General features: G+C 59.0%; 12 protein-coding genes. 7 read left to right on the top strand and 5 right to left on the bottom strand.

What is annotated here, in order from left to right; all coding sequences use genetic code 11:
• Nucleotides 1-41: 41 nt before the first annotated feature.
• From HU724_RS14645 to nhaB, 4 genes are all read left to right on the top strand, one after another.
• Nucleotides 42-308 carry a hypothetical protein gene (locus HU724_RS14645; protein WP_095179983.1) on the top strand — a complete coding sequence of 89 codons (267 nt, stop codon included), beginning with the start codon at nt 42-44 and terminating at the stop codon, nt 306-308.
• Nucleotides 309-562: 254 nt separating this feature from the next.
• Complete coding sequence (locus HU724_RS14640; RefSeq protein ID WP_186566722.1) at nt 563-1852, top strand: NHL repeat-containing protein; 1290 nt, start codon at nt 563-565, stop codon at nt 1850-1852.
• A 142-nt stretch (nt 1853-1994) separates the two neighbouring features.
• Nucleotides 1995-2615, top strand: coding sequence for a hypothetical protein (locus HU724_RS14635; RefSeq protein ID WP_186566724.1), 621 nt, complete (start codon nt 1995-1997; stop codon nt 2613-2615).
• A gap of 248 nt (nt 2616-2863) precedes the next feature.
• Entirely contained in the window at nt 2864-4366 is a 1503-nt protein-coding gene (nhaB, locus tag HU724_RS14630) for a sodium/proton antiporter NhaB (protein ID WP_186566726.1), read from the top strand.
• Nucleotides 4367-4489: 123 nt separating this feature from the next.
• Here nhaB and HU724_RS14625 read toward each other — a convergent pair whose 3' ends face one another.
• The 3 genes from HU724_RS14625 to gnd are packed head-to-tail and all read right to left on the bottom strand — an operon-like array spanning nt 4490 to nt 7808.
• A complete protein-coding gene (locus HU724_RS14625; protein WP_186566728.1) occupies nt 4490-5311 on the bottom strand; it encodes an HAD family hydrolase in 822 nt (273 codons plus the stop codon).
• Nucleotides 5308-6831, bottom strand: coding sequence for a glucose-6-phosphate dehydrogenase (zwf, locus tag HU724_RS14620; RefSeq protein WP_186566730.1), 1524 nt, complete (start codon nt 6829-6831; stop codon nt 5308-5310). The genes HU724_RS14625 and zwf overlap by 4 nt, the downstream gene beginning before the upstream one ends.
• Complete coding sequence (gene gnd, locus HU724_RS14615; protein WP_016774672.1) at nt 6828-7808, bottom strand: phosphogluconate dehydrogenase (NAD(+)-dependent, decarboxylating); 981 nt, start codon at nt 7806-7808, stop codon at nt 6828-6830. The genes zwf and gnd overlap by 4 nt, the downstream gene beginning before the upstream one ends.
• Nucleotides 7809-8083: 275 nt before the next feature.
• Between gnd and HU724_RS14610 the strand changes: the two genes are divergently transcribed.
• The 3 genes from HU724_RS14610 (at nt 8084) to HU724_RS14600 (ending at nt 10606) form a co-directional block, all read left to right on the top strand.
• Nucleotides 8084-8266 carry a DUF6026 family protein gene (locus HU724_RS14610; protein WP_016774671.1) on the top strand — a complete coding sequence of 61 codons (183 nt, stop codon included), beginning with the start codon at nt 8084-8086 and terminating at the stop codon, nt 8264-8266.
• Between the two features lie 211 nt (nt 8267-8477).
• Nucleotides 8478-10220 (top strand): phosphoethanolamine transferase CptA, encoded by a 1743-nt coding sequence (locus tag HU724_RS14605; protein WP_186566732.1) that lies wholly within the window; start codon nt 8478-8480, stop codon nt 10218-10220.
• 176 nt (nt 10221-10396) lie between these two features.
• Nucleotides 10397-10606, top strand: a complete 210-nt coding sequence (locus tag HU724_RS14600) for a hypothetical protein (protein ID WP_186566734.1) — start codon at nt 10397-10399, stop codon at nt 10604-10606.
• 115 nt (nt 10607-10721) lie between these two features.
• Here the strand turns inward: HU724_RS14600 and HU724_RS14595 are convergent, their stop codons facing one another.
• Both HU724_RS14595 and HU724_RS14590 read right to left on the bottom strand, forming a co-directional pair.
• Nucleotides 10722-11219: a GNAT family N-acetyltransferase gene (locus HU724_RS14595; RefSeq protein ID WP_186566736.1), complete on the bottom strand. Its 498-nt coding sequence runs from the start codon at nt 11217-11219 to the stop codon at nt 10722-10724.
• A gap of 201 nt (nt 11220-11420) precedes the next feature.
• Entirely contained in the window at nt 11421-12002 is a 582-nt protein-coding gene (locus tag HU724_RS14590) for a DinB family protein (protein WP_186566738.1), read from the bottom strand.
• Between the last annotated feature and the right edge of the window lie 12 nt (nt 12003-12014).

Here is a 12014-nt window from a genome sequence, read left to right as displayed (position 1 = left end):
CGGCACATCACTTGATTGGGCGCCAATAGAGAGAAGACCCCATGACTGCCCCGCTGCGTATCAACGAAGCTCTTTTGATTGCCAACCACGCGTTCAAGCCTTTTCAATGCGTAGCCTGGGCGCCACAAGACGGCAATGGCGAACTGAGCCTGACCGTCGTCGACCGCACCAATTCCCACATCGGTCGCAAACAGATCCCGAGCAGCGCCTACTCTGACCCGGCGCAACTCGAACAACTGCTGCAACAGGCCCGCGCTGAGCTCAGCGAAGACGGCCACACACTGCAATCGTGGTCGATGCCACACTGATAACCGAACAAGGGCGGATGACGCAAAGTCATCCGCCCTTTTCATATTGGTAAACCGTAACTTGTCAGGCCAGTTTTACGGGAATGCTTGGCATGCTTGCGACTGGTTCAACAAGACACTGTTCTGGCACAGTGCGACCGTCGTTCTGTTAGTTCATCCAGTTGTACTTCTCGCGGTTCAGGGATTGAATGTTTCGCTCGTGCAGTTAGCCGACCGGGTCCCCGGTTTTGCTCAACTCGCAAGGAGATGCGGGCATGTCCACCCTGAACGCTTTTGCGCTGCCTACTGCATGGAACAACCCCGGTTCGCTCGACTCGGCATTCGCCATTGGCGGTGTTGCGCAGGTGTACTTTGCCGGCAGTCTATCGAGCCAGACTCAGCATGTAGCGCTCGATGCACAGGGGCGGATTCTGGTCGCGGCCAAAGTTGGCACGCCAAAAGGTAGCCGATTTGGCCTGGCGCGGCTGTTGGCGGATGGCTCGGCCGATCTGTCCTTTGGTGATCAGGGCAGCGTGATCAGCAGCTTCGTTAACGGTTTCGAAGCCAAGGCCGGCAAGGTCCAGGTGCTGCCCGACGGAAGAATCCTGTTGGCCGGCCTGCATTATGAAAATACCCATCGCACCCTGCCCGCCCTCGCCATGTTCGATGCCAACGGCCAGCCAGACCGAACCTTCGGTGATGACGGCTTCCAGATCGTGCGCCTGCCCGGCGAGCTGTCCATGGGCACCCGCGACAACTGGTTACCGCCGGGCGTGCCGGGTGTCGAAGCCTGCGACTTTGCGCTGCAGGACGACGGCCGCATTCTGCTGATCGCCAATCATAATTTCAGCCTCGCCGATCACGCCGGCATGCTGATCCGCCTTCGCCCCGATGGCAGCCTGGACGAATCGTTCAACGGGCGCGGATTCGTCGTGGTGCGCCATCTGCTGCTCAATACCTGGCTGAGCACTCTCTTGTTGAAAAAGGACGGCCGCATCGTGGTGGCGGGTTGCATCGACTTTCCTCAACAAGGCCTGTTGGCGGTGTATCAACCCGATGGCAGGCTGGACGAACGTTTTGCCGTAGACGGCTTCATGTCCTTCAAGGCCCATGGCAAAAGCGCTCAGGTCAGCCAGATCATCGAGTCCGCCGACAGGCTCTACTGCTTCGGCAGCAGCCGCGATCCGATTCGCTGTCTGACGTTCGTCCTGCACGCCAATGGCCGGCCCGACTTGCACAGTCACCATGGCCAGCCACACGTCTTGGACATCGGTCCCAGCGGCTGCCAATGGAACGCCGCCCAGCTAATGAGTGACGGTCGAATCATCGCCGTGGGGGCAACTATTGGCGGGATTGAAGCCGACTTCATGGTTGCACGGTTTCAACTCAATGGCAGCCTCGACCCAGAATTCGGCCACGGCCACGGTTGGTTGCGCACGCGCTTGAGACGAAGTCTTGATACAGCCAATTCGTTGGCCGTGCAGGCTGACGGAGGCATTGTCGTTGGTGGTTACTCGTTGGATGGAAACTATCGGGCAGTGGTTGCGCGTTATTTGAATCAATAAGTCGACACCTGCACCCGGACTTACCGTCTGTCGGATAGATAGCTGTACCTGTAATTTCTGACAGTAGACGTCTCCTTTGATCAGGGATCAGATGACAGGGCGCGCAGATGGCTGCGTGTACTACCTGAAAAAGGAATTCAAAATGACTGATAAATTGAGACCTACCGACTCGCAGACCGAGATCTTTTCTGCGAATGGAAAATCAGACAGCGCTCCAAAGATCCTGAAAGTGGTTGATGACCGTGGCCGGTCCATCAAGGACGGTGGCCGCACCAAGAGCAGGACGTTCACGCTTACTGGCTCGACGGCTGATGATCAGGCTCTTGGAATTGCTGACAAAAACACCTACCTTCAAGCTCACGTGTCGATGGCCAATGGCGAGTTCAAGGTGTCGTTGGAGAATCAGGAACTGGGGGCGCACCTGTATTATGTTCGAGGCGCCGAGAGCGCATTACCCCCTTATTGGCAAATCGAAATAGTGCCGGAGGACTACACCTATATCGACTCCATCAGTGATTCTGGCAACCGGGAAATCCACGAAGGCGGCAGTACCTCCTATAGCAGCTTGATAATTGTCGGTTTCAGTCAGCCCGAGACCTCCGTCGGACTGCTGCACAATGGTAGGCGTGTGCAGAATCTTGAAGTTGCCCCATCCGGGGAATGGAGAGCTAAGGTGGAAGGCCTTCAAGCGGGTCCCCAGCGGTTCACCGCTTGGGGGATTAATAATCAAATATCCGACATGCGGATCGTAGTGGTCAATTGAGCTTGCTGCGGATCTGAGCGGAAAAGGAACTCAAATCAACTTCCCCCTGCTGGTGATTACACGAGCTGGATGATCGGCTCGGATATTCCCTTGCGCAGAATAGTGTGCCGCCGAGACATGCCTCGACGGCCCGCTGTTGTATCGATGAACGGATCCCGAGCTTTTTCGGGATCGTAAGGCGCGACCACTACTTGATCTTACTCGACACATCCGGCAACTTTCGCGCTTCTAAATAAAAGGAGCAGCCGATGTCCGGTTCAATCGCCCAAGCGTTCGCGCACAACTTCCTCGGGCAATCGCCACGCTGGTACAAGGCGACCATCGTCGGTTTTCTGATCCTCAATGCCTTGGTGCTATTTACCGCGGGACCTGTCGCCGCAGGCTGGCTGCTGGTGATCGAATTCATCTTCACCCTGGCCATGGCGCTCAAGTGTTATCCGTTAATGCCGGGCGGTTTGTTGTTGATCGAAGCGCTGCTGCTGAAGATGACCACGCCGCAAGCGCTTTACGATGAGTTGCTGCACAACTTCCCGGTGATCCTGCTGCTGATGTTCATGGTTGCCGGAATCTACTTCATGAAAGATCTGCTGCTGTTCCTGTTTTCGCGGCTGTTGTTGGGCGTACGTTCGAAAGCAGCGCTGGCGTTGATGTTCTGCTTTCTCTCGGCGTTTCTTTCTGCGTTCCTGGATGCGCTGACGGTGACGGCGGTAATCATCAGTGCGGCGGTGGGTTTTTATTCGGTTTATCACCGGGTGGCGTCGGGCAACGATCCCCGTCAGGACAGCGAATTCAGTGACGATCAGCATCTGCCGACCCTGCACCACGAAGACCTCAATCAATTCCGCGCTTTCCTGCGCAGCCTGCTGATGCACGGTGCGGTCGGCACAGCGCTCGGTGGCGTCTGCACCTTGGTCGGTGAGCCGCAGAACCTGTTGATCGGCCATGAGATGGGCTGGCATTTCGGCGAGTTCTTCCAGAAAGTTGCCCCGGTGTCGCTGCCGGTACTGGTGGCGGGTCTGGTTACTTGCGTGCTGCTGGAGAAGCTGCGCTGGTTCGGATACGGCACGCTGCTGCCGGACAACGTCCGCGCTGTGTTGGCCAACTACGCTGCCGAGGACAACGCCAAACGCACGCCTCGTCAGACGGCAGCGCTGCTGGTGCAAGGCGCGGCGGCGCTGATTCTGATGGGTTGCCTGGCGTTTCACCTGGCTGAAGTCGGCCTGATCGGTTTGATGGTGATTGTGTTGATCACTGCGTTTACCGGCATCACCGACGAGCATCGCCTGGGCAGCGCGTTCAAGGACGCCATGCCGTTTACCGCGCTGCTGGTGGTGTTTTTCGCCGTGGTGGCGGTGATCCATGATCAGCAGCTGTTCGCGCCGCTGATCCACTGGGTTTTGGCATTGCCGGTGGATCAGCAGCCGGGGATGTTGTTTATCGCCAACGGCCTGCTCTCGGCGATCAGCGATAACGTGTTTGTCGCGACCATTTACATCACCGAAGTGAAACAGGCGTTCCTCGCCGGGCACATGAGCCGGGAGCATTTTGAGACATTGGCGATTGCGATCAACACCGGGACCAACCTGCCGAGCGTGGCGACGCCGAATGGTCAGGCAGCATTTCTGTTCCTGCTGACCTCGGCGATCGCGCCGCTGGTGCGTTTGTCGTACGGACGCATGGTGTGGATGGCGGTACCGTACACGGTGGTGATGGGCTCGTTGGGCTGGTATGCGGTGAGCTACTGGCTCTAAGCCACACTGAATAACCCTGTGGGAGCGAGCCTGCTCGCGAATGAGTTGGGTCAGGCAAAGAAGGTGTTGAATGTGCGCCTTCATCGCGAGCAGGCTCGCTCCCACATTGGGTTTTGTGTCGGGTCAGCGCGGGAGGATGTACTTTTCGATCGCCTGTGCCACGCCGTCTTCGGTGTTCGATGCGGTAACGACGTCAGCCTGGCGCTTCACCGCCTCTTCCGCCTGGCCCATGGCAATCGACAGCCCGGCGCATTTGAACATTGCCGGGTCGTTGCCACCATCGCCGATGACGGCGGTCTGTTCCAGTGGTACGCCGAGGTATTCGGCAATTGTTGTCAGCGCGGTGCCTTTGTTGGCCTCAAGCGCAGTGACGTCCAGATACACCGGCTGCGAGCGCGACACTTGCGCCATGCCGTTGACCTTCGGCAACAGCTGCGCCTCCAGCTCAATCAGCAACTCAGTGTTGTTGCTGGTGGCAACGATCTTGTCGATACGCTCCAGATACGGTTCGAAACTCTCGACCACCACCGGCGGATAGCCGAGGCCGCTCTGTTCACGCGGGACCATCGGCCCGTGCGGGTCCTTGAGCAGCCAGTCACCGCCGCTGAACACCCAGATTTCCACGTCCGGCTGATCGGCAAACTGCGCCAGAGCAATCAGCGCGGTCGTCGCCGGCAGATAATGCGCGGCCAACAGAGTGCCGTCCGGTTTGACGATGGTGCCGCCATTGAACGCCGCTGTCGGCAGATCAACGCCTAGCGCCTCGATCTGCTGCAACATGGCTTTCGGCGGGCGGCCGCTGGCGAGGCTGAACAGCACGCCGGCCTCGCGCAACGAGCGAACGGCGTTAATGGTGCGTTGATTCAGTGTGTGATCCGGCAATAACAGCGTGCCGTCCATATCGCTGAGCAGAAAACGTATCGGTTGTTTCGACAAATCACTCATCCCAGGCTGTGCCAGACGCGACCATCACGAGTCAGGAGATCTTCGGCAGCTTGCGGGCCATCTTCGCCGGCCGCATAAGTCTCGACGCTGGCGTCCTGCTGCCACGCATCAAGGAAAGGCTGCACGGCTCGCCAACCGTTCTCGATGTTGTCGGCACGCTGGAACAGCGTCTGATCACCGGTCAGGCAGTCATAGATCAAGGTTTCGTAGCCGGTGGAAGGCTGCATCTCGAAGAAATCCTTATATGCAAAACCCAGCTCGATATTGGCCATGTTCAGCGCCGGCCCCGGGCGCTTGGCCAGCAGGTCGAACCACATGCCTTCGTTTGGCTGGATCTGGATACGCAGGTAAGTCGGCTGCAACTCGTCGACTTCGGTGTCGCGGAACTGCGCGTACGGCGCCGGTTTGAAGCAGATGACGATCTCGGTGTCGCGCACGCTCATGCGCTTGCCGGTGCGCAGATAGAACGGCACGCCGACCCAGCGCCAGTTATCGATCATCACCTTCAGCGCCACGTAGGTTTCCGTGGTGCTGTCGGGCGAGACGTTGGCTTCTTCGCGATAACCCTTCAATGGCTGGCCATCGCGCTCGCCGGCGCTGTACTGACCGCGCACCGAGTTGGCCCGGGCTTCCTCCGTCGACCAGGGACGAATCGCCCCGACCACTTTGGCTTTCTCACCGCGCACCGCGTCAGCGCCGAAAGCAGCCGGCGGTTCCATGGCGACCATGGCCAGCAACTGGAACAGGTGATTGGGCACCATGTCGCGCAGCGCGCCGGTGTGTTCGTAAAAACTGCCACGGGTTTCGACACCGACGGTTTCCGCCGCGGTGATTTGCACGTGGTCGATGTAATGGTTGTTCCAGAACGCTTCGAACAGGCTGTTGGAGAACCGGCTGACCAGGATGTTCTGCACGGTTTCCTTGCCCAGATAGTGGTCGATCCGGTAGATCTGCTTTTCGCTCATGACCTTGAGCAGGCAGGCGTTCAAGGCTTCGGCGGTGTGCAGGTCGGAGCCGAACGGCTTCTCGATCACCACCCTTCTGAATGCTTCTGGAGTCTCTTCGAGCAAACCGGCGCTGCCGAGGCGGCGCACCACTTCACTGAAGAAACGCGGCGCGGTGGCCAGGTAGAACACCGCATTGCCGGTGCCGCTGTCGGCGATTTTCGCCGCCAGGGCTGAATAAGTGCTGTCGTCGAGGAAATCGCCCTGGACGTAGCTGATGCCTTTGGCGAGCTTGGCCCACAAGGCCGGATCAAGCATCTGATCGCCCTTGCCGACCTTCGCCGCCACTTCGGTACGGATGAAGTCTTCGAGCTTGTGCGCAAAGGCTTCATCGGTAATGGCGTTGTGATCAACGCCGACGATCCGCAGATTCTCGTCGAGCAGGCCGTCGCGACTGAGGTTGTACAGCGCCGGCATGAGCAAGCGCTTGACCAGGTCGCCGTGGGCACCGAACAGGAACAGCGTGGTCGGTGGTGCGGGTTCTGCCTTGGATTTTCTGCGGATCGTACGGGTCATTTCTTGGCAATCTCCACGTGGCCGCCGAAGCCGAAGCGTTGTGCCGACAGGATCTTGTCACCGAAGGTGCCCTGCCCGCGTGAGCGGTAACGGGAGAACAGCGAGTTGGACAGCACCGGTACCGGCACCGCTTGCTCCATGGCCGCTTCGATGGTCCATTGGCCTTCGCCACTGTCGGCGACCGAGCCGGAGAAGCCGTCGAGCTTCGGATCGCTGGCCAGCGCATCGGCAGTCAGGTCCAGCAGCCACGAAGAAACCACGCTGCCACGACGCCAGACTTCCGCGATATCAGCCACGTTCAGATCAAATCGCTGATCTTCCGGCAGGCGTTCGCTGGATTTGGTCTTGAGGATGTCGAAGCCCTCGGCGAATGCGGCCATCATGCCGTACTCGATGCCATTGTGAATCATCTTCACGAAGTGCCCGGCCCCGGCGGGGCCGGCGTGGATGTAACCGTGCTCGGCACGGTGGTCATCGGACTTGCGATCCTTGGTGCGCGGGATGTCGCCCATGCCCGGCGCCAGTGCGGCGAACAGCGGATCCAGACGTTTGACCGTCTCGGCGTCGCCGCCAATCATCATGCAATAGCCGCGTTCCAGACCCCAGACGCCGCCGGAGGTGCCGACGTCGATGTAATGCAGGCCCTTCTCGTTCAGCGTCTTTGCGCGACGAATGTCGTCCTTGTAGTTGGTGTTGCCGCCGTCGATGATGGTATCGCCGGGTTCGAGCAGTTCGCTCAGGGTGTTGATGGTGTCTTCGGTCGGTGCGCCCGCCGGCAGCATGACCCAGACCGCGCGCGGCTTGTCGAGGCCGGCGACCAGCGCTGGCAAGTCGGCGACGCCAGTGGAGCCCTCGGCGACCAGGTTATCGATGAAAGCGGTATTGCGGTCGTAAACAACGGTGGTGTGCCCGTTGAGCATCAGACGTCGCGCAATATTGCCGCCCATGCGGCCCAGTCCAATAATCCCGAGTTGCATGTGCTGATGCTCCTTACTACAAATAAATGTGTGTCATTGGTTATAGCCCAACGCGACTGATGGAGGTTAGTCCAGAGCGTTGCGATGAAGTTTCCGGGCATTGTGCCCGATCCAGAGTGATAACGCCCCGAATCCTGCCGAAGACACACCGACCATGAAAAATAAAAAAGTTCCCTTCCAGGGCAAAAGAAATCAAAATTGGCGCCGATAGTAAATCAAGCGCCTCGGAACGAGGAGTGACTTACAGTTGATGCACGCCATTTGCGAGGTGAGCAATGGGCACAGTACACACAGCAATGCCGCCACAAACCCTCTACGTTACGATCCGTCGCGATGAATTGCGCCAGTTGAAAGACGAGCGCGACCAGTTGAAGCACGAATTGGCGCAATTGCGCGCATTGACCCAGGGCTCGCAGCCGCAACCGCGTCCGGTTGTCCAGCGCGCCCCCCACGCCTGATCCCCGCCTGCATCGGGAACGGCCCCCGTCGTTCCCGACACGTTGCACCTCTGACCGCTTGATACTCAACAAACGCGGCGCTTAACAAATCTTTCACAAGCCCTTGGGGATACTCCGCCCCATTCTGGCCGTGCCTGCGCGTACGGCCTCTGTTCGTCGGTGTCATGGAAGCGTTTCCGGCGTGGGTCTGATGATTGAGCTGGAGCGCTGAATGGCATTGTTCAAACGCAGCAAAACGACTGCGACCGGGTTCGACTGGGCCGGATTCATCTGGCTGTTCGTCTTCTTCTGGTACTTCTCGGGTATTACCCAACTGCTGATCCAGCTGACTGGCACGTCCGGCTTCACCGGATTTCGTCAGGCATTCGTGATGAGCGCGCTGTGGCTGGCGCCGATGCTGCTGTTCCCCAAACAGACTCGCCTGCTCGCGGCGATCATCGGTGTGGTGCTGTGGGCCTGCTCGATGGCCAGCCTCGGCTACTTTTTCATTTATCAGCAGGAATTCTCGCAGAGCGTCATCTTCATCATGTTCGAGTCGAACGTGTCGGAAGCCGGCGAGTACATGACCCAGTATTTCGCCTGGTGGATGATCCCGGCGTTCCTCGCCCATACCGCGTTTGCCTGGTTTCTGTGGACGCGCCTGCGCCCTGTGTACATGCCGCGTGGTCGCGCGCTGGTAGCGGCGACGGCGATTGTCATCGCCGTGGTCGGCTACCCGCTGGTCAAGCAAACCATGCGCATGGGCAATTTCGCTGAAGGCTTCGAGAAATTCGAAACCCGCATCGAGCCTGCCGTGCCGTGGCAGATGGCTGTGGCCTATCACCGCTATCTGGAAACGCTGGGGGACATGCAAGGCATGCTCGACAGTGCCAGCAAGATCGCGCCGCTGAAAAACCTCAAGGACGCCTCGGCCGGGCAACCGGCGACTTTGGTGCTGGTGATTGGCGAGTCGACCAACCGCCAGCGCATGAGTCTTTACGGATACCCGCGCAACACCACGCCGGAACTGGACAAGCTCAAGGATCAACTGGCGGTTTTCGACAACGTCATCACCCCGCGCCCTTACACCATCGAAGCGCTGCAGCAAGTGCTGACCTTCGCCGATGAGCAGAACCCGGATCTGTACCTGTCGACGCCATCGCTGGTGAGCGTGATGAAACAGGCCGGTTACAAGACCTTCTGGATCACCAACCAGCAGACCATGACCAAGCGCAACACCATGCTCACGACCTTCTCCGAACAGGCTGACGAGCAGGTGTACCTGAACAACAACCGCAACCAGAACTCGGCGCAATACGATGGCGACGTCATCGAGCCGTTCAACAAGGCGCTGGCCGATGCGGCGCCGCGCAAGCTGATCGTCGTGCATCTGCTCGGCACGCACATGAGCTATCAGTACCGTTATCCGCCGACGTTCGACAAGTTCAAGGATCGCCAGGGCGTTCCGGCTGGCGTGCGTGACGATCAGGTACCGACTTACAACAGCTATGACAATGCCGTGCTGTACAACGACTTCGTGGTCTCGAGCCTGATCAAGGACTACGCCAAAACCGACCCGAATGGCTTCCTGCTGTACCTTTCCGACCACGGTGAGGATGTCTTCGACTCCGCCGGCCACGGCACGCTGGGGCGCAACGAAAACAAGCCGACCGCGCCGATGTACACTATCCCGTTCATGGCCTGGGCCTCGCCGAAGTGGAAGGAAAACCACGACTGGAACTTCGCCGGCGACCTCAGCCGCCCGTACAGCAGCTCGCAGCTCATTCATACCTGGGCGGACTTGGCCGGGTTGAGCTCCGATGAACTGGATCGCAGTAGAAGCCTGGTCAGCGACAGCTTCGTACCGCGCAAGCTGCTGATTGGCGATCCGTATCAGGCACCGCGGCGGGCGTTGATTGACTTCAGTTTGATGAAGCCAAAGCACCCGGATCCGGCGGAAGTCGCGCAGAAGTAAAACGACAAAGGGCCGAGAAGGTCCTTTTTTGTGCCTATCGATCGCATTGTTTCTGTAATACGCCGCAATATTTGCGCTGAACCAGCGTTAACCCATTGTTAATGGCCGCGACGCAGACTTCTTTCGCGGTCTGCTTCACGGACGAACCGACTCCCACTTGTTCAGTAGGAGGCACCATGAAAACCACTACCTTCATTCTCACCACCCTGCTCGCCCTCGGTTCCACCAGCGCCTTCGCTGAAGGCGGTGCCGAACGGATGCGTTATTACTACGAAAATTTCCCGGTCCAGCACGCGCAAAGCGAGCAAAAGGCCGACTCCAGTGCGAAAGAAATTCGCGTCCCTGCTGACCAGACGGCCCAGGTGACCGAGTCTTATCGCGACTGAATTTTACCGAGCAACCGATGAACCTTCCGTGGCTCCGCTCTGGCCCGGGAGATGACAGTTAGGCGCCCTGATTGGGGCGCCTTTTTTTATGTTGGTGATTTGCGGTGAGGAGCCTTCAGGCCTGCAAGTCCTTTATCCAGAACAGCATCCGTCCGTGATCCGGATTGAACATCCCCGGTGCAAAGCCGAATTTGCGATACGAACCCTGCGCCACAGCGTTGCCTTCCAGCACTTCCAGGGTGATCTTGCAGCAGCCACGCTGGCGGGCGATTTCTTCTACCTTCTGCAGCATTTTTTGACTGAGCCCCAGGCCGCGAAATTTGCCGACCACGGCGACGTCGTGGACGTTGACCAGCGGTTTGCAGGCGAAAGTGGAGAACCCTTCAAAACAGTTGACCAGCCCGGCCGGTTCGCCGCCGACGAAGGCCAGCACGCTGAAGGCATGCGGGCGGCGGGCGAGTTCTTCGGGCAGGCGGCGCAGCAGGTCGGGGTCGAGGGAATGACCGCCGCCCATGGGGTCCTCGGCATAGTGGTTGAGCACGATGCCAACGGCTTCGGCATGCACCGGGTTGCTGTAGCTGGCCTGAAGTACGAGTATTTCTGCGGAATCCATTTCCATCCCCGATTAAGCAAAGAGCCCCGGCGCGCAAGGTGCTAGCTGGAAGGCCTAGGGGGGACATTAGCTTGGGTGCGCCGGAGAGGGCAACTTGAAAAGCTGAAGATCAAAAGATCGCAGCCTCGTTGCACTCGTCAGCTCCTACGGTCCGATATGTGTAGGAGTTGACGAGCGCAACGAGGCTGCGATCTTTTGCGGTCAATGGCCCCAGATGAGCTCTTCAGTCCAGCCCAGTTCGGCGAAGTCTTCGGCGCGCAATGCGCTTTCGCCGATACAGAAAAATTCATCCAGTTGCGGTGGCTTTACCGTCGTGCCGCTGAGCATCGCGTGCACCTGGCCGCGATGATGGATCTGGTGTTCGAACAGGTGCGAGAGCATGCGCAGGCGGCTGTCATGTTGCGGTTCGTCGCGAGCGATAGTGACGATTCTCGCCAGATCGGCATCGCGCAGTTGCTCGCAATAGGCGATCAGCCGGCGATCAACGCGGGCCTGTTCGGCACGCAGCGTTGCGGCATCGGTAAACGGCTCGTCTGCATTGAAGAAAACGTAGCAATCCGGGTGCGGCTCGTCCCCGCGCAATTCGCGCTCCAGCGCGTCGACGTAGAACCAGTCGCAGGTGAGGATGTGATTAAGCGTGAGGCGGATGCCGGGGAAGAAGCTCACCCGTGGCGCCGCCAGTTCAGTGGTGTCGAGCTGGGTCCAGGCCTTGGCCAGGCGATGGTTGGCCCAGGCATTCTGGTAGGCCATGGTCAGCAAATGATGGGACAGCGGTTGACTCATGTCGGGCGCCCT

The organism is Pseudomonas iranensis (genome assembly GCF_014268585.2).
Classification (GTDB): Bacteria; Pseudomonadota; Gammaproteobacteria; order Pseudomonadales; family Pseudomonadaceae; genus Aquipseudomonas; species Aquipseudomonas iranensis.
The sequence above is the reverse complement of the archived record's forward strand: the minus strand, read 5'-3'. Positions and strand labels throughout refer to the sequence as shown.